The 17,583-nt window shown below is 49.3% G+C and carries 14 protein-coding genes and 1 pseudogene; 3 read left to right on the top strand and 12 right to left on the bottom strand.

The features are described 5' to 3' along the window. Positions 1–59: 59 nt before the first annotated feature. Positions 60–1,478: a tetratricopeptide repeat protein gene (locus F452_RS0106620; protein ID WP_018965437.1), complete on the bottom strand. Its 1,419-nt coding sequence runs from the start codon at positions 1,476–1,478 to the stop codon at positions 60–62. Positions 1,479–1,950: 472 nt separating this feature from the next. Here F452_RS0106620 and F452_RS0106610 point away from each other — a divergent pair. Continuing rightward, positions 1,951–2,448 (top strand): annotated as a pseudogene (locus tag F452_RS0106610) (IS5/IS1182 family transposase); the annotation flags it as partial. 710 nt (positions 2,449–3,158) lie between these two features. Here F452_RS0106610 and F452_RS0106605 read toward each other — a convergent pair. From F452_RS0106605 to F452_RS13350, 11 genes are all read right to left on the bottom strand, one after another. Next, on the bottom strand, positions 3,159–5,456 hold the full coding sequence (locus F452_RS0106605) for an outer membrane beta-barrel protein (protein ID WP_018965434.1): 2,298 nt from the start codon (positions 5,454–5,456) through the stop codon (positions 3,159–3,161). A gap of 310 nt (positions 5,457–5,766) precedes the next feature. Then, complete coding sequence (locus tag F452_RS0106600; protein ID WP_018965433.1) at positions 5,767–6,918, bottom strand: sodium ion-translocating decarboxylase subunit beta; 1,152 nt, start codon at positions 6,916–6,918, stop codon at positions 5,767–5,769. A gap of 4 nt (positions 6,919–6,922) precedes the next feature. Continuing rightward, positions 6,923–7,357 (bottom strand): biotin/lipoyl-containing protein, encoded by a 435-nt coding sequence (locus F452_RS0106595; RefSeq protein WP_018965432.1) that lies wholly within the window; start codon positions 7,355–7,357, stop codon positions 6,923–6,925. A 37-nt stretch (positions 7,358–7,394) separates the two neighbouring features. Continuing rightward, positions 7,395–7,631: a hypothetical protein gene (locus F452_RS0106590; RefSeq protein WP_018965431.1), complete on the bottom strand. Its 237-nt coding sequence runs from the start codon at positions 7,629–7,631 to the stop codon at positions 7,395–7,397. Beyond that, complete coding sequence (locus F452_RS0106585; protein WP_026292267.1) at positions 7,628–8,569, bottom strand: OadG family transporter subunit; 942 nt, start codon at positions 8,567–8,569, stop codon at positions 7,628–7,630. The genes F452_RS0106590 and F452_RS0106585 overlap by 4 nt, the downstream gene beginning before the upstream one ends. A gap of 35 nt (positions 8,570–8,604) precedes the next feature. Continuing rightward, entirely contained in the window at positions 8,605–10,158 is a 1,554-nt protein-coding gene (locus F452_RS0106580) for an acyl-CoA carboxylase subunit beta (RefSeq protein WP_018965429.1), read from the bottom strand. A gap of 99 nt (positions 10,159–10,257) precedes the next feature. Beyond that, positions 10,258–10,662, bottom strand: a complete 405-nt coding sequence (gene mce / locus F452_RS0106575) for a methylmalonyl-CoA epimerase (protein WP_004584034.1) — start codon at positions 10,660–10,662, stop codon at positions 10,258–10,260. Between the two features lie 234 nt (positions 10,663–10,896). Then, positions 10,897–11,652, bottom strand: a complete 756-nt coding sequence (locus F452_RS0106570; RefSeq protein ID WP_004584033.1) for a succinate dehydrogenase/fumarate reductase iron-sulfur subunit — start codon at positions 11,650–11,652, stop codon at positions 10,897–10,899. A 28-nt stretch (positions 11,653–11,680) separates the two neighbouring features. Then, positions 11,681–13,624 (bottom strand): fumarate reductase/succinate dehydrogenase flavoprotein subunit, encoded by a 1,944-nt coding sequence (locus F452_RS0106565; RefSeq protein WP_018965428.1) that lies wholly within the window; start codon positions 13,622–13,624, stop codon positions 11,681–11,683. Positions 13,625–13,654: 30 nt separating this feature from the next. Beyond that, positions 13,655–14,347, bottom strand: coding sequence for a fumarate reductase (locus F452_RS0106560; protein ID WP_026292266.1), 693 nt, complete (start codon positions 14,345–14,347; stop codon positions 13,655–13,657). A 429-nt stretch (positions 14,348–14,776) separates the two neighbouring features. After that, complete coding sequence (locus F452_RS13350; protein WP_394358160.1) at positions 14,777–14,878, bottom strand: DUF1661 domain-containing protein; 102 nt, start codon at positions 14,876–14,878, stop codon at positions 14,777–14,779. A 254-nt stretch (positions 14,879–15,132) separates the two neighbouring features. Between F452_RS13350 and F452_RS0106550 the strand changes: the two genes are divergently transcribed. Continuing rightward, the gene (locus F452_RS0106550; RefSeq protein ID WP_026292265.1) at positions 15,133–15,342 is read left to right on the top strand and encodes a heavy-metal-associated domain-containing protein; all 210 of its coding nucleotides are present in this window, start codon (positions 15,133–15,135) and stop codon (positions 15,340–15,342) included. Between the two features lie 33 nt (positions 15,343–15,375). Further along, a complete protein-coding gene (locus F452_RS0106545) occupies positions 15,376–17,583 on the top strand; it encodes a heavy metal translocating P-type ATPase (RefSeq protein ID WP_018965423.1) in 2,208 nt (735 codons plus the stop codon).

Below are 17,583 nucleotides of genomic sequence, written 5' to 3'. Positions count from 1 at the left end.
TTAATGTTTTAAGAGGTGAGACACGTAAGATCACTCTCGAAAAGACCGGCGTGGTTGGCCTAAAAGCTATGTCCGGCTTGCAACTCTATGTTTCTGACTTCCTTTTCCATTCGGCCGACTTCCTCTTCCAGCGGAGGAATGGCATTTTCGAGACGAAGAATCTCCTGCTTCATGCCGTTTCGCTCCGAAGCCGATGCTCTTCCATACAGGAGTCGCAACTCTTCCAGACGGGTGGCCGCCTGTTCCAATTTTCTTTTCCGAGCCATCGCATCCTGATAGAGCGACTTGGCTTCGCTGCTTCGGAAGTCGCTCCAACGTGTATAGATACGCATCCCCTGCATAGGGAGATAAATCTGTCGTTCGGAAGCCTTCTTCTCTGCATCGGTGCGGCTGTCCCGAGCCGATGCGATCAGACGACTGTAGTCTCGCTCAGGGTCTTGCGTTGCTTTTATGCTCTTGAGGGAGGCGTACGCCCTTTTGACGGCCATATCGTCGGTAGCCACAGGACGTCCCTCTTCATTGACAACGAAGGTATAGACAGTGACAACATCCGCGGGACAAAAACGGTCACTGGCAAAGAAGCCGATCCCACGCAATTCATCGTACACCAGCAGATAATCGTTGTAAGGGGAATTGAAAGGCATACCGAGCAAAGTAGGCTCCAGAAAAACGCCATCTTCCAAATCGCGACGGGTCATATACAGATCATATCCGCCTATTCCATCGGGTCGATCACTGGCAAAAAGAAGGGTAAAACCATCCGCCCGTAACGAAGGGAAGTTTTCATTGAATCGGGAATTGAGTTTTTCGAGGGGTATCGCATTGCCCCATTTGCCACCGATCCGGTGGGCTTCATGCAGACTGTAAACTCCATCCTCTCCTTTCTCCGTCATGATGGCATGGTCGCCACGTCCATTGACAAAGGAAGTCGCCTCCCCTCGGTTTCCTTTCATCCATTCGAGCCGACCGTTATCGGCTATGAGATTGTAGGCCGACAGAAGATCGGCTTTATTCGTCCGTACGCTGTCTATCACCTCCACCCATTCGGCTCTGTCCAGCAAGCGCACAGCTCGTCGCATACGGTCTATTCGGGCATCTACGGAGACTGTTTCCTGTTTTTTCTTCACAAGAGCAGCCTTCTGTTTTTCCAGTGCAGCAAGAGCTTCGGAGAAGAAATACTCCTTGGCATAAGCATCCGCCAACATCTCATAGGCATCGCTCCGCCGGCTTACGGCCACACGAAGGGGAGCAACAGCTTCCTCGTAGCGTTCTGCCTTGTACAGGAGGAGTCCCAGCATATAGTTATTATCGGCATGCTTGGGATTTTTGGCCACCAACTGTTGGGCTATGGGCAAAGCCTTGTCATAACGTCCGCTATCGATCAGGAGACGAAGTTCCGAAACGCTTTGGGCGGAGAGCTGCTTGCCTCCGATAATGGAAATCAAAGCAAAGAGAGAGAGAATTATGGAACGACACATCATTTATTGTACTTAAAGAATCTTTGCTATCGTTTCATTTGCAATGCAAAAGGATATCCTTCATGAGACAAAAGATTGCCGAGCACGCATGCCGACCACTATCGACGTTGCAACACGATACTATACAAAGATAGTGTTTATTGCCCACATGCAGAATCCGATCGTTCCCAGGCCCAGGGTTATCGCATTTGGATTTATCGAATATCCTTGAAAGAATATTCAAACACCTGAAAATCAATGATGTTTTTCTTTGTTCATGTAGCTTGCATTTTGTATATTTATATCTGATTTCAAGCGACTTAACTAACATTTTGGCTGCAATGATTTATGGAAAATATCTTTCAATTCCTTTCAACTGTTCCGGATCGAGACCTTTGCACGGCAATTAGTCTGTATTTTGTTTATTAATTCATTGTGTAATAGGAAGTTATTTATTATATTTGAGTATTAAAAACAGTATAATATCCTTCCCATGGCATACCAATCCAAGAACACCCATGAGCATGTAACATTTGCAGACGCACTCCTTTCAAAGCGTTATCGCAAAGCACAAAACGACTTCCTCAATCAGATTGACAGGCTTATTGATTGGCGTCCGATTCGGACACTGATCAACAAGAAATACACGAAGCGACAAAATGCCATCGGTGCTCCTGCTTATGACGTGATTCTCTTATTCAAGATGTTGCTTCCGGAGATATGGTACAACCTCAGTGGTTGTGCTTTGGAGGAGCGTATCAATGATTCAATCACTTTTTCCCGATTCTTGGGGTTGAAAATGGAAGAGGTTTCTCCCGACCACAGCACCATCAGTCGATTTCGTTCGGCACTGACCGAACCGGGCCTGATGGACAAACTATTGGTGCAGTTTAATAAGCAACTTTCCCTCCATCACATTTCGGTAAGGGAAGGGGTACTTGCCGATGCAAGCCTTGTGGAGACGCCATATAAACCCCAGCGCAAAATCTCACCCTGCTGGGATTTTTTGCTACTTTTGTAGAGCGATAAGGTGCTCTCGGCAGTTTAGATGGCAGTATATCAGGGAGAGCTTGTCTATCGAACAGAACAGCTTTACGAACGTTTACTAACTACTTAATAGCAACAGATATGATGCACGCTGACTTCTCTCTTTCTATACCGTCATTAGGCGGATTACGTCCGGCTTATACAAGTATATACTACCCCGACATGAGGACAGAGGAGATTTTATTCCATGAGGAATAAGCAAGAATAGGCATTCGATAGCTTCTATAACATATAAGGCACCCATCCGATTTATGAGAGAATCGGGTGGGTGCCTCTGTTTTATCAGCTTACGATATGGCGTTTTGGGGGGCTGCGATTTATATACAAATCATTTTCGATTTCTATATATATTGAAATCGTTTTATATATAAATGGGAAACGATTTATATATAAATAGAAAATGGTTTATATATAGATTGTTATTCGATATGACGAGAAAGGTATTTCGATCTGAAAAAGGGGTATTTCCATCTCTTTTGCATCATAATCAGACTTCTTAGAGCCGGCTTATTTGGAATGATTCTAAACTCGTCTTCGCTGTTGAAATCTTTTTTGACACCTATTTTTCGGTCACAATACCGATTATCTTAGTTGCTTTTATCCCTGAAATTCTACACTCTTCTGCCTACATCGGAGCAGAGGTGGAGGCATTTTTCACTTCTGTTTTTCCTGTTCTATTTGGGTTTCGCTCGAATATCTTCGTGCTTTTCCATTGCCGAGGCTATAGCGGATATTCAGCGAGACGATGAAGGAATTCATCCGCCCATCGCCGTAGGTAACCGATCGGTAGCCCTCTATGTCTATTTCCCTGAATGTCCTCTTCGATATCAGATTCGTCGGCAATCCGAACATGAGTGTGGCGGAGCACTTATTGTCGAAAAACATCCTGTTCACCCCACAACCAAGCAGCTCTTCCTGGAAGTATTCTCTCCCCTGCAACAGTGGGAGCCAATCATAACGGAGGTAGTAGTTCGACACGAGATTTATCTTGGCTTTCGGCAGGGCGTAGACGAGCTGGGTATCGAAAGTATAGGTATAGCCGTATCGCTTGTCGTCGGGTGTCTTGTAACGGGTGTACCATTGGTAATTGGCAAGAGCCGTCAGGTTCAGGCCCTCGGCCAAAGTATAATCGCCCTCGATGCTGAAATAAGCATGCCGGTATTTGCTGTTGGTCAGCGTCTCTACAAAGAGACCATCGGGCATACGCTCATAGAAGAGGGTTATATCGTCGTCCGATATTTTGTGCATATAAGTCAGTTTGAACAGTCTGCCGAGCTGTAGCCGGGCTTCGGCATAGTGCATAATCCTAGCTTTCAGATCGGGATTGCCTTTGTGGATCATGTATGGATCCACCTGCCATTGAGTAGTGGAGAGTTGGTCCAAAGTAGGGTAATCCACCGAGTTGAAATAGTCCAGTCTCAGACCAATGAAATCGATCGGTTGCCAATAGAGCTTCAGATAAGGAATGAAGGATGAGACGGTACGGTTTTCTCCCCTTTCACTGTTTCTGATAGTCAGCAAGCTGCTGCCTGCCGATAGTTCGAATCTCCTGCCGGAGCTGTACTCGAAACCGGCATTGAACCTGTTGCGCAAGTCTTCGGATTGGAAAGAGAAATCGTGTGCAGTCTTTTCCCGATTGACATAGCGACGCCAAGTAAATGTATTGTCCAAGAGGAGTTTCCATTTGGAAGAGACCCCGTATGCCATATTTATACTCTGTGCGAAATAATCCTTACGACCTCGGTAGGCTTTTTCGGACAAATAATCCTCTCCCAATCGGTAAATCCGCTCTTCATCGACATGATAATGGTTGTACAGCAAATCGGCCGTCAGATTCATTTTTGCGGATATTGTCCCCTCGTAGGAAGCCCTGACGGCACTGCTCTGTGCTTCGTAGCTATTTCCCGACAGTCGAAACTTCTGTGATGGAGTTCCAGGGATGCCCGTGAATAGGAGATGATCGTCTTGCTCTTTGTACTTATCCAAATCCACTCTTGTTTGGAGCGATACGATATGAAGAGGAGTAAGCCGATAATCAACACCCATATTGATCATTCCGCTGTGCCGCCGACTGCGCATATTGGGATCATAGAGGTCGATATCCGCTGTCTGCTCTGCGTAGAGATCTCCGTATCGCTTTTCAAATGCGGATACATCGTATAGATGTCTGTGACCATATTCCGCTGAGCCGTACACGTTCCACCGATTCATAGACCAAGTGACATTGACGGCAACGTTCTCCCGATTGGTATACTTATGCCTAAGCGAGGACATAGCCGTAAGGCGTGGTGCTATGTCCCAGCCGGCATAGTCCTCGAACAACTCCAGATTGACAATAACGGGATAATCGGCATATTTCCCTGTCGGATAACGGATAATCTCTACCTTCTTGATCCGTTTGGGATTGATGCTCATGGCATATTGAGGCTCCACTTCCTGACCGTTAACGATGACCGGTACGTTGCCTTCATGACCGATTTTGACCGCTTCGGTAATCCAATCGGTACGTATGCCGGGGATTTTATCCAAGAGTCGGGCACTGCTTATCGCACCTTTTCTCAGTGAGTCGGTTATCATGATGGTCTCTTTCGTGGCTCCCGTACGCCTCAAAGCGACAGTGACGGAAACGGTCTCCAAGTTCATGACAGCCTCGTTCATCAGGACTTCGCCCATATCTCCCGTAAGGCCATCAGGATTCTCCAGCACACGATCTTCGTAGCCCACGTAGCTGATATGCAGCCTGATCACATGCTTAGCTTTAATGACGAATCGCCCGTCCTCATCGCTTATAACCCCATCGATCATCGCAGAGTCTTTATTATAAGCTCTTACGCCTGCGCTTTGGATCGAAATACGGGTCTTGGCATCCAAAATCACGCCTCTTACCTGCGAATACAGAGATAGAGGGAGCAATGTCAGCAAAAGAGAGAATAGGATTGCTCTCGTCGGCATTATTCGCTTAGAATACATTTTGTTCGGCAGGTGAATTAGTTTTACAGAAAATACGACTACCATAAAATGCGGCAAGAGGAAATTACGGTATTTTCTTACTCCAAAAATACAGACTTCAAGCTAGAATAAGCCCAATAGCAGCAATAAGAGTGAAGTTTTTGAAGAGTTATTTCCTTCTGTCATTGTCCTCATAGAAATAGCTGTCGTATCATTAGCGCAACTTTTTTCCTTGCCGGAAGCAAAAGAAAAACCGCCCACCGAACAGAAAAGGCTGTTCAATGGGCGGCCTATTGAGATTATAGAAACTTGCTTAGGCGAGGAATCCGAGAAGGATACCGGCAGCAACTGCTGAGCCGATCACACCGGCCACATTGGGTCCCATAGCGTGCATCAGCAGGTAGTTCGTCGGATCGGCTTTTAGCCCTTCGACCTGCGAAATACGTGCCGAGTCAGGAACAGCCGAAACTCCCGCATTGCCGATCAACGGATTGAGCTTGTCTCGCAAGAAGAGGTTGAGAATCTTCACGAACAAAACACCGGCCATCGTGGCAATGATGAAAGAGAAAGCACCCAAGATGAAAATCTTGATTGAGTTCCAGGTCAGGAATTGGGTCGCCTGCGTAGAGGCTCCGACCGTAACGCCCAAAAGAATGGTAATAACATCGATCAACGGCCCACGTGCCGTCTCAGCCAAACGCCGAGTAACACCGCTTTCTTTCAACAGATTACCGAAGAACAGCATTCCCAGCAATGGCAAACCTGAAGGTACAAGGAAGGTAGTAAGCAGCAGCCCCACGATCGGAAATATCTGCTTCTCCGTAGTAGATACGGCACGCGGTGGTTTCATCCGAATCATACGCTCCTTCTTCGTGGTCAGAAGACGCATGATAGGAGGCTGGATGATCGGCACCAAGGCCATATACGAGTATGCAGAGACTGCGATGGCACCCAGCAGATTCGGTGCCAACTTGGAAGAAAGGAAGATAGCCGTAGGTCCATCTGCCCCTCCGATAATACCGATAGCACCGGCCTGATTGGGTTCGAACCCAAGATACAAAGCCAATATGTAGGCACCGAAGATACCGAACTGCGCTGCCGCACCGATCAGCATCAGCTTCGGATTAGCGATAAGAGCAGAGAAATCGGTCATCGCTCCGATGCCCAAAAATATAAGCGGTGGGTACCATCCCTTAGTCACCCCTTGATAGAGGATATTCAGCACCGATCCTTCTTCGTAAATGCCGATCTGCAGACCGGCATCTTTGAAGGGGATGTTGCCAATGAGGATCCCAAAGCCAATGGGAATGAGCAGCATAGGCTCAAACTCATACCGGATTGCCAAAAAGATGAAAAGCAATCCGACCAGAATCATCACCAAGTGGCCGGGCGTGGCATTGGCGAAGCCTGTGTAAGAAAGGAATACCTCGATATTGTTTGCTAAGAAGCTCCCGAATCCGGTCATATCATTAACCGATTATAACGATATCAGAACCCTCAAGGATGGAGTCGCCTTTGTTTACTTTCACAGCAACGATCTTACCATCGCGATCCGCATTGATATTGTTTTCCATCTTCATGGCTTCGAGAACGGCCACTTTCTGACCGATCTTGACTTCGTCTCCGACCTGAACACAAACATCGAGGATGACACCGGGCAGCGGAGACTTAACGCCTGTGCCCTGTCCTCCGGTTGAAGCGGCAGGCACAACGGGCGCAGCAGCTACAGATGCAGCCGTTACGGTCGGACGTTTGATAGCAGGCTTCGATGCTTTTTTCTTCTCGGTAAGTATTTCCACCTTATAGGGAGTACCGTTAACTTCGATGTCTGCCAATCCATCTTCGATACTATTGATAACAACGCTGTATTCGTTACCGTTGATTTTATATTTATACTCTTTCATTGTTTTGTCATGTTTTTAATGTCGTGATTGAATGAGATTATTTAGGAAGTTGACGAAGCATAAGCGTCTTCAAGCTCCAAGCAGAATGACGATGACGCTTGATGGTGAGTCTCATAGGTTCAGCATCATGAGCCTCATAGGTCTCCTGATAGAGAGCCATCGAGATAGCAGCATAGATGCCGTCCGTGATAGCTCCCCGCTTTGCCTTCCCTGTCTTGGGGGCAGCAGCTTTTGCTTTTTTAGCGGGAGCTGCTTTCTTATCTTTTTCTTTCATTGTCTATCGTGTTTACTTGTGAACATATGCCTTTCAATAGGAGACCTTAGTCCGTAAATCTTAGAACTCCATGGTGAATACTTACGCTCCACCCGTCGGATAGTCAATACGGTATTCTCAACATCATGAACGTCATTCTGCGATTCGCTCAGAGCCATACAGATAGCAGCAGTAACCTCACCGCTAATACCAGTGCGAGTAGCCGAACGCATGCGCAGGCCTGCACCGGCCTCGATAGCTCTACGATTGGATATCCGAATCGAGAGAGAACCGATGAACCAAAAGACAAAGGAAAGCACCAACAGACCGGAGAAGACAACCAACATAGCTGTCAGCGTCATAATACCGCCCTGAGGATCAGATTCCTTCAGGCGATCTATTTTGCTGTTCGAATCCAGAGTTACGTTGTTAGTGCTTGGTGTAACCTTTGGCAATATATCCCAAGCAGAAGTATCCCCCATCGCTCCTACCCCATCAACCAAACGCCCGTAGCTTCTATCCACAGGGATGCCGGCAGGAATACGGATGCTGTCGATGATCGTTCGTCCGTCGGCATCCACCAACGCAATGAGGGTGGAGACTTCGGGATCAAGGGTGAAGTTCAGATGGAAAGTTCCTTTGTCAGGATCGTTATCTGCCCAAAAGAGTAGATGCTGATGCGGTTTTATCGCAGTCATAACATCCCCTTTGGGGATCATATACTTCTTCAGCTTGGATAGATCATCGGTCAAATAACAACCTTTGATGTCCACCGTAGCAGCCGAAGAATTGTATATTTCAATCCACGGCTTATGATTGCCATAGCTGTCCTGATAGTTTTGCACATTGAGGGGCATCACTTCATTCAAACGAAGCTGTGATGCCTGCTGGGCAAAGAGCTGTCCGGAGGCTATGACAAACAAAGTCAGAAGGATATGGCTAAACCTGCTAATATTCATGATCGATGCACTAAGCTCCTCTTGTACCAAGGATATTAAAGAGGCACATTGTCGTGTTTCTTAGCCGGAATAGTTTGCTTTTTTGTACGAAGCTGTTCAAGAGCACGAATAATGCGGAAACGAGTATTGCGAGGCTCGATTACATCGTCCATATAGCCATAAGAGGCTGCGTTGTACGGATTGGCGAAAGCCTGACGATATTCTTCTTCCTTTTCCAAAGCTGCTTGCTGCGGATTCTCGGCTGCTGCTACCTCTTTGGCAAAAATTACTTCCACAGCTCCGCTCGGACCCATCACTGCAATCTCGGCAGAAGGCCATGCATAGTTGATGTCACTACGCAGGTGCTTAGAACTCATCACAATGTAGGCACCGCCGTATGCCTTGCGCAACGTAACCGTTACCTTGGGCACAGTAGCCTCACCGTAAGCATAGAGCAACTTGGCTCCGTGCGTAATCACACCATTGTACTCCTGACCTGTACCCGGCAAGAATCCCGGCACATCCACCAGAGTAACCAAAGGAATATTGAAAGCATCGCAGAAGCGGACGAAACGAGCAGCCTTGCGTGATGCATTGGAGTCCAGACAGCCGGCCATCACCTGTGGTTGGTTGGCTACGATACCTACGCTCTGGCCATTGAAGCGAGCAAAACCAACAATAATATTCTTGGCATAATCACGATGTACTTCAAGGAATTCGCCGTGGTCTACGATAGATCCGATCACTTCGTACATATCGTAAGGACGGTTAGCCTCGTCGGGGATGATATGATTCAATGAGTCTTCCAAACGATCGATGGGATCATCACACTCCACATAGGGAGCCTCCTCCAGATTGTTTTGGGGCAAGAAACTCAAGAGGTGGCGAATCAGGCGAATACCATCTTCTTCACTATTAACGGCAAAGTGAGCCACACCACTCTTGGAGGCATGTACGTCTGCTCCTCCGAGCTGTTCCTGCGTTACATCCTCGCCCGTTACAGTCTTTACAACCTTCGGGCCTGTGAGGAACATATAGCTCGTACCACGCGACATGATGGTAAAGTCTGTCAGAGCCGGAGAATACACGGCACCGCCGGCGCATGGGCCGAAAATGGCGGAAATCTGAGGAATCACACCGGAAGCGAGGATATTGTTTTCAAAGATCTCGCCGTATCCTTTGAGAGCATTCACTCCTTCCTGAATACGTGCACCACCCGAATCGTTCAGACCGATCACAGGAGCACCCATACGCATAGCCAGCTCCATCACCTTACAGATTTTGGAAGCAAGCATTTCCGAGAGAGCACCACCGAATACGGTGAAGTCCTGTGCGAAAACATATACCAAACGGCCGTCGATCGTACCGCTACCGACTACGACACCATCACCCAGGAATTGTGTCTTGTCTATTCCGAAGTTGGTACAACGGTGCTTGACGAACATATCCAATTCTTCGAAGCTACCCTCGTCCAACAGCATTGCTATACGTTCACGAGCGGTGTATTTACCTTTTTGGTGCTGGGCTTCAATTCTTTTTTCTCCACCACCAAGGCGAGCTTTTTCACGCAATTGGATCAGCTCTTTTACTCTTTCCAGTTGAAAACTCATATTCTTTTCTAAATAGTTAGGTTTGCTATTTGATGACATACAGGCACACTTGCCGGAAAGCAGTCGCCACTGTCCGGTCCGCCCGTAGGGTCGTTACTGTTATTTATGATCACATACTTCGGTCAGCACACCCATGGTGCTCTTCGGGTGCAAGAAACCGATATTCAAGCCCTCTGCTCCTTTGCGAGCTTTTTCGTCGATCAGCTTAATGCCTTTAGAGGCGGCATCGGCCAATGCTTCGTTGGCATCCTCCACACAAAAAGCAATGTGATGGATACCTTCTCCACGCTTTTCTATGAATTTGGCAATAGGGCTTTCGTCAGAGGTCGGCTCCAACAATTCCAGCTTGGTCTGCCCTACCATCATAAATGCAGTACGCACCTTTTGGTCGGGTACTTCCTCAATGCTGTAACACTTGAGTCCCAATACATTTTCGTAGTATGGGAGGGCTTCTTCGATACTTTTGACCGCAATACCGAGATGTTCGATGTGAGATAGATTCATTGCTCTCTACTTTATTATTGTGTTGACTCTTCTATCATTGTTCGAAGGTCCTAATGCAAAAGCATTTTCGCAAATGTAGAAATTATTCTTGATTGACTGATTAACTATTGACCATATAATACAAGCAAATACACATGATATAATTGCATATTATGGCATGCTCCGAAAAAAGAAAGGTCGTGCTCGGGATTTATACCCTTGCACGACCTCGTTTTATAAAATCAGGAGGAGCGATCAATCGCGATTCTTAGCGACGATGTACTCCCTGTTCAGACGAGCGATGTGGCTAATCGATACGTTCTTCGGGCATTCCATTTCGCATGCACGTGTGTTCGTACAGTTCCCGAATCCGAGTTCATCCATCTTAGCCACCATAGCTTTGGCGCGACGAGCAGCCTCGATACGTCCCTGCGGAAGAAGAGCCAACTGACTCACCTTGGCTGATACGAAGAGCATAGCGGAGCCGTTCTTGCATGCTGCCGCACAAGCTCCACAGCCGATACAAGCCGCTGCATCCATAGCCTCATCCGCATTCTTCTTGGAAATGGGGATGGCGTTGGCATCGGGGATACCACCCGTATTGACGGAAACGAATCCGCCGGACTGAATGATCTTGTCATAAGCCGAGCGATCCACCATCAGGTCTCGGATCACAGGGAAGCCGGCCGAACGCCAAGGCTCTATCGTGATCGTATCGCCATCATCGAAACGACGCATGTGCAGCTGACAAGTGGTGATACTATCGTCCGGCCCGTGGGGATGACCGTTGATGTAGAGCGAGCACATACCGCAAATACCTTCGCGACAGTCGTGGTCGAACACCACCGGAGCTTTATGCTCCTTGATCAACTGCTCGTTCAGGATATCCATCATTTCGAGGAAAGAGGCACTTTGCGAAATGTTTTGCAATTGATACGTCTCGAAGTGTCCTTTTTCCTTCGGTCCCTTCTGACGCCAAACCTTAACCGATATATTGATATTCTTATCCATTTTGAATCTGTATTTAGCGGTGGACTAATTAGCTCTTGTAGTTACGTTGTGCACGGACAGTCTCTTCATATACCAGTTCTTCCTTGTACATGATCGGATCCTTGTCTTCTCCCTGATATTCCCAGCAGGAAACGTAAGCGAAGTTCTCATCGTCACGTTTGGCTTCACCCTCTTCCGTCTGGTGCTCGATACGGAAATGACCGCCACAACTTTCTTCGCGATCCATGGCATCGTGCGCCATCAGCGTACCTATCTCGATGAAGTCCGCCAGTCGGAGGGCTTTCTCCAGTTCTACGTTGAGGTCATTGGCTTCACCCGGCACATAGACATTGCTCCAGAACTCTTTCTTCAGCTCGGCCAGCTTCACGATGGCCTTTTCCAATCCGGCTTTGTCTCGTCCCATTCCCACATTGTCCCACATGATGTGGCCCAGCTCCTTGTGAAGGTCGTCCACAGACTTATTGCCCTTGACGTTCATGATACGCGTTATGCGATCTTGCAACTCTTTCTCGGCAGCTTCGAATTCGGGACGATCCGTGCTGAAGCGCGGCACCTGAATCTGATCGGCCAGATAGTTCTGCATCGTATAAGGGATAACGAAGTAACCGTCAGCCAGCCCCTGCATGAGAGCGGAAGCACCGAGTCGGTTGGCACCGTGATCGGAGAAGTTGGCTTCTCCGATGGCGAACAGGCCCGGGATCGTGGTCATCAGCTCGTAATCCACCCAGAGACCACCCATTGTATAGTGAATAGCCGGATAGATCATCATCGGCGTTTCGTACGGATTCTCATCTGCAATCTTCTCATACATCTGGAAGAGGTTGCCATACTTCTGCTCCACCACGTCGCGTCCCAAACGTTTGATGGCATCGCCGAAGTCAAGGAATACGGCAAGGCCCGTATTGTTCACACCATAGCCGGCATCGCATCGTTCTTTGGCAGCACGGCTGGCCACGTCACGGGGAACGAGGTTGCCAAAGGCCGGATAGCGACGCTCCAGATAGTAGTCGCGCTTCTCTTCGGGAATGTCTTTCCCTTTGATCTCGCCACGCTGAAGACGTCTGGCATCCTCTATGTCTTTAGGCACCCAGATACGACCGTCATTACGGAGCGACTCGGACATGAGCGTCAGCTTGGACTGGTAGTCCCCGTGCACGGGAATACAAGTGGGATGGATCTGAGCCATACATGGATTGGCGAAGAAAGCACCCTTCTTGTAGCACTGCCATGCGGCAGAGCCGTTAGATGCCATTGCATTGGTAGAAAGGAAGAAGGCATTGCCATAACCGCCCGTGGCAATTACCACGGCATGTGCAGCAAAGCGTTCGATCTTACCCGTCACCAAATTGCGAGCCAGAATACCACGAGCACGACCGTCGATAAGCACCACGTCGAGCATCTCGTAGCGAGTGTAAAGCTTCACCTTACCCAAACCGACCTGACGAGAGAGAGCCGAATAGGCTCCGAGGAGCAACTGCTGTCCCGTCTGACCGCGAGCATAGAAAGTACGAGATACCTGCGCACCACCGAAAGAACGGTTGTCCAGCAGACCACCGTATTCGCGAGCAAAGGGTACACCCTGAGCCACGCACTGGTCTATGATGGCATTGGACACTTCGGCCAGACGATATACGTTGGCCTCGCGAGCACGATAGTCACCTCCTTTGATCGTATCGTAGAAGAGTCGATAGACGGAGTCGCCATCGTTCTGGTAGTTCTTGGCGGCATTGATACCTCCCTGTGCAGCGATAGAGTGTGCACGGCGAGGAGAATCCTGTATGCAGAAGTTGAGCACATTGAAGCCCATCTCGCCGAAAGAAGCAGCAGCCGAAGCACCAGCCAGACCGGTACCGACCACGATAATATCCAGACGACGTTTGTTGGCAGGGTTCACCAGCTTCTGATGATCCTTATAGTTGGTCCACTTGTCTTTCAGTGGGCCGGTGGGTATTTTGGAATTTATTGTAGCCATAGTGAGAATACTTTGAATTAGGGTGTACTATCAACCGATGAATGCCTGACAAGCAAATACTATCAGGACCAAAGCGAAACCGCCTACCAATACGGTAGAAACCACATTAGAGATGCACTTGACACGATTCATCCAGATGGTATTGTTCCATCCCAAGGTCTGCAGTGCACTCCAGAATCCATGTGTCAGGTGGAACCACAAGGCAACCAGCCATACGGCATAGAGCACCACGTAGATCGGTTGGCTGAATGTGTAGCGGATCAGCTCTGTTCCCTTGGCAGGATGGTCGAAACCTTCAATACCGAATCCGGCTACATCCATATGGCAGATTTCTGCCAGCTGCATCTTAGCCCAAAAGTTGAACATGTGCAGTCCGATACCCAACAGGACGATGATACCGAGCACCAGCATATTCTGCGAGCTCCACTCCACACCTTTGGGTCTGCCCGTAACAGCATAGCGATCGCGACCTCGAGCACGAAGGTTCTGCGCATTGAGGATAAAGGCATACACGATGTGCAGAAGCATCAGTACCGCCAAGCCGATAGAGGCGACCAGAGCATACCAGTTGGCGCCGAGAAACTCACATATCATGTTGTAAGCCTCTGCTGAGAAGAGAGCCACAAGGTTCATGGACATGTGAAACGTCAAAAACAGGATCAGCGCCAGTCCGGTGACACTCATCACCACTTTACGGCCAATCGAGGATTTAAGTAACCACATAAGTTTTTTACTGTTTTAGTTATTTAGTTGATTCTTTCTTTTTCTTCTAAGATCCATTCAACCAATAGGCGAAACCGACTCTGTATTCCGCCTTGTGAAGAGGTGTTCCGACCTTCGTGCACAAAGATAACGGAAAAAAATACACAATCACGACATATAGGGAAAAAGCCCCTCCATATCGTCTCTCTTCATCCCTATTGTTTGGGATACCACCGATCCCGACATGCCTCTATCTCCCACATAAACCACTCAAACACATATACTTGTAAGGCAGATCGCCATCCGTCCATATTGGCGGTTCGGAGGCAAAAAGGAAAGGCACCATTACAAGCCATTTATCCTCTTCGTCTCCTACGGAAATAAAAAAGGAGAGAAGTCCCGTCACGGCTGAAACCAGCCACAGCAATTTCGGAACCGCAATTCCTCCGATTATCGCGCCGCAAAACCGAAATTTACGCGCGAGATTTTTTTCGTTTTGGTTCGACTTTTTTTCTTTTCTCGCGCCAAAACGAAAAATTTTACGCTCGGCATTTTTAGGGACATGAAACAAGTTTTTTTCCGCACCGCTTCGCATTTTTCATCTCGGCCACTATCCGCAGTCCGGCGAACCATTCGACTACTGATTTTGTTTCACTTATATATAGTAGACAGAGACTACAGTCGGGGACGATGCAGGAGTCCGGTATGCATACCCCACAGTAGTCCGAACAAGGGCTTGCCGCAGATCAACTGCGTACAAGCCATAGTCAAAAACAAAGGATCTTAAGAAAAAACTACTCGTCAAGATGAAAACAACGACCTTTTCCGTAGAAGGCATGATGTGTGGCGGTTGTGCTGCAAGTGTAGAGAAAGCGGCTCTCGGTGTACAAGGCGTACAAACGGCATTCGCATCTCTGGATTCCCATAGTCTTACAGTGGATTATACTCCGGAGACAGCCTCACCGGAGGCAATAATGGAGGCTGTACGCCTCGCCGGATTCGAGTGTAAGCTCTGACAAGCCCGTTCCCGATAACCGATAGTCCGTGATATGAAGGAGCAAAAACGTTTTCCCGTAGTGGGAATGCGGTGTGCAGGCTGTGCGCATAGCGTAGAACAGGCTGCCTCCAAGGTAGAAGGCATTAGCGATGCGAACGTCCAACTCGCCGAGAATATACTCTCCGTATCGGTGGACGAAAGGTTGGCTTCGGCAGAGGATCTGCGCAGAGCTATCCGCAGCATAGGATTCGACCTGATAGTGGTGGATTCGGAGGCGGAGCAACTGTGCCGGCGCGATGCCATGGAAGCAGCAGAACTGAGACGGATGAAGCGCGATACGATCATAGCCTGGTCGTCCGCCATCCTGCTGATGGTTCTGATGCTAATGCCGCATTTCCAGATGATGCCCTACCTGATGATGCTCGTAGCCTTGCCCGGATACGCATGGGCAGGAAGGGCTTTCCACCGATCGGCACTCAAGCAGCTGCGCCATGGCGTATTCTCGATGGATACGCTGGTGTCGTTGAGTACCACTATCTCCTTTTTCTATAGTCTGGTAGTCCTGCTGTTTTTCCGCGAAGGGCCGGCCGGGATGAAGCTGCACCTCTACTTCGATGCCTCGGCCATGATCATCGCATTTGTCCTACTAGGCAAACTCATGGAAAAGCGTGCCGGCCGAAGCACGGGGCAAGCCATTCGCGAACTGATGCGACTGCAGCCGGCGGAGGCATTGGTCGTGCGTAACGGGCGCGAGACCGTGATGCCCATTGCTGCGCTCATCGGAGGCGACTTGGTTCGTGTACGTCCGGGCGAGCAGATACCCGTGGACGGTATCGTGACCGAAGGCTGTAGCTCCGTGCAGGAGAGCATGATCAGTGGCGAACCCTTACCGCGAGAGAAGGAAGCCGGCTCTATGGTTTTCTCCGGCACGATCAACGGCTCCGGTGTCCTCACCGTACAGGCTACCCATGTAGGCAGCGACACCGTACTCGGACGCATCATCCGCACGGTCCGCGAGGCACAGGCCAGCAAAGCACCTATCCAGCGACTGGCCGACCGTATCGCCGGCATATTCGTTCCCATAGTCATCGGGCTATCCATCCTTACCTATATTATATGGCAACTGACGGGAGCTGCCGATGCTTCGGTGTACGGACTCCTCTGTGCCATATCAGTGCTGGTGATCGCCTGCCCGTGCGCACTCGGTCTGGCTACGCCTACGGCTCTGGTCGTAGGGATCGGACGCTCGGCACGGAACGGGATCCTCGTACGTAACGCCGAAGCACTGGAGCGTTTCGCTACCATCGATGCCGTGGTCTTGGATAAGACAGGTACGCTCACCATAGGCAAGCCGGAACTGACCGGCATCGATTGGTTCGTATCGGATACCGATGTGCCGAAAGTACGCCGGCTGCTCTACTCTGCCGAAATCCTCAGCACGCATCCACTCGCGGCTGCCATTTGCCGAGCCTTTGCAGAGGATGGCAAGACGGAGGAGCTGTCGGAAGTGCAGAATTTCCCCGGGCGTGGGATCGAATTTACTTTCGAAGGAGAGGTCTACAGAGTAGGCAATCAGGCTTTCATCGAGAAGCTTGGCGCACAGATACCGACGGATATAGCCGCTCTGCCGGAGGATGCAGCCGTCCTCTATTTCTCACGTGCCGAAAGATTATTGGGACGCTTCTGTGTGACGGACGAACTGCAACCTCAGGCAGCCGAAGTGCTCGCACAGCTTCATCGACATGGCATTCGCACCATTATGCTGACGGGCGACCGCCCCGAAGCGGCGGAAGCATTGGCTCGCAAACTGGGTTTGCAGCATTATCGTGGCGGTATGATGCCCTCCGACAAGGCCGACTATATACGAATGCTCAAGGACAAGGGGCACCATGTAGCTATGGTGGGCGACGGCGTGAACGACTCCGAGGCTCTCAGTACGGCGGACGTCAGCGTAGCCATGGGCGATGGCAGCCATATAGCCATGGAAGTGGCAGGAATCACGCTGATGCGCTCCGATCTGCGCCTGCTGCCTGCTGCTTTGGAACTGTCGCGCGCCACGAGACGTACAGTCAAAGAGAATCTCTTTTGGGCTATGTGCTACAATCTGATTGCCATCCCGATAGCCGCAGGTCTGCTCTTCCCCGTGAACGGGTTCCTCCTGAACCCTGCCATTGCCGGGGCTGCCATGGCTTTCAGCTCTATTTCGGTGGTGACCAACAGCTTGCGACTGCGTACCAAGCGACTACCTTTGCTCCGATAA

It is taken from the genome of Porphyromonas gulae DSM 15663 (assembly GCF_000378065.1).
Classification (GTDB): Bacteria; Bacteroidota; Bacteroidia; order Bacteroidales; family Porphyromonadaceae; genus Porphyromonas; species Porphyromonas gulae.
The sequence above is the reverse complement of the archived record's forward strand: the minus strand, read 5'-3'. Positions and strand labels throughout refer to the sequence as shown.

What these genes read in the sequence shown, in the direction of transcription:
- F452_RS0106620 (WP_018965437.1), bottom strand. Translation starts at nt 1,478, where the DNA reads ATGTGTCGTTCCATAATTCTCTCTCTCTTTGCTTTGATTTCCATTATC.
- F452_RS0106605 (WP_018965434.1), bottom strand. Translation starts at nt 5,456, where the DNA reads ATGCCGACGAGAGCAATCCTATTCTCTCTTTTGCTGACATTGCTCCCT.
- F452_RS0106600 (WP_018965433.1), bottom strand. Translation starts at nt 6,918, where the DNA reads ATGACCGGATTCGGGAGCTTCTTAGCAAACAATATCGAGGTATTCCTT.
- F452_RS0106595 (WP_018965432.1), bottom strand. Translation starts at nt 7,357, where the DNA reads ATGAAAGAGTATAAATATAAAATCAACGGTAACGAATACAGCGTTGTT.
- F452_RS0106590 (WP_018965431.1), bottom strand. Translation starts at nt 7,631, where the DNA reads ATGAAAGAAAAAGATAAGAAAGCAGCTCCCGCTAAAAAAGCAAAAGCT.
- F452_RS0106585 (WP_026292267.1), bottom strand. Translation starts at nt 8,569, where the DNA reads ATGAATATTAGCAGGTTTAGCCATATCCTTCTGACTTTGTTTGTCATA.
- F452_RS0106580 (WP_018965429.1), bottom strand. Translation starts at nt 10,158, where the DNA reads ATGAGTTTTCAACTGGAAAGAGTAAAAGAGCTGATCCAATTGCGTGAA.
- mce (WP_004584034.1), bottom strand. Translation starts at nt 10,662, where the DNA reads ATGAATCTATCTCACATCGAACATCTCGGTATTGCGGTCAAAAGTATC.
- F452_RS0106570 (WP_004584033.1), bottom strand. Translation starts at nt 11,652, where the DNA reads ATGGATAAGAATATCAATATATCGGTTAAGGTTTGGCGTCAGAAGGGA.
- F452_RS0106565 (WP_018965428.1), bottom strand. Translation starts at nt 13,624, where the DNA reads ATGGCTACAATAAATTCCAAAATACCCACCGGCCCACTGAAAGACAAG.
- F452_RS0106560 (WP_026292266.1), bottom strand. Translation starts at nt 14,347, where the DNA reads ATGTGGTTACTTAAATCCTCGATTGGCCGTAAAGTGGTGATGAGTGTC.
- F452_RS13350 (WP_394358160.1), bottom strand. Translation starts at nt 14,878, where the DNA reads ATGCCGAGCGTAAAATTTTTCGTTTTGGCGCGAGAAAAGAAAAAAAGT.
- F452_RS0106550 (WP_026292265.1), top strand. Translation starts at nt 15,133, where the DNA reads ATGAAAACAACGACCTTTTCCGTAGAAGGCATGATGTGTGGCGGTTGT.
- F452_RS0106545 (WP_018965423.1), top strand. Translation starts at nt 15,376, where the DNA reads ATGAAGGAGCAAAAACGTTTTCCCGTAGTGGGAATGCGGTGTGCAGGC.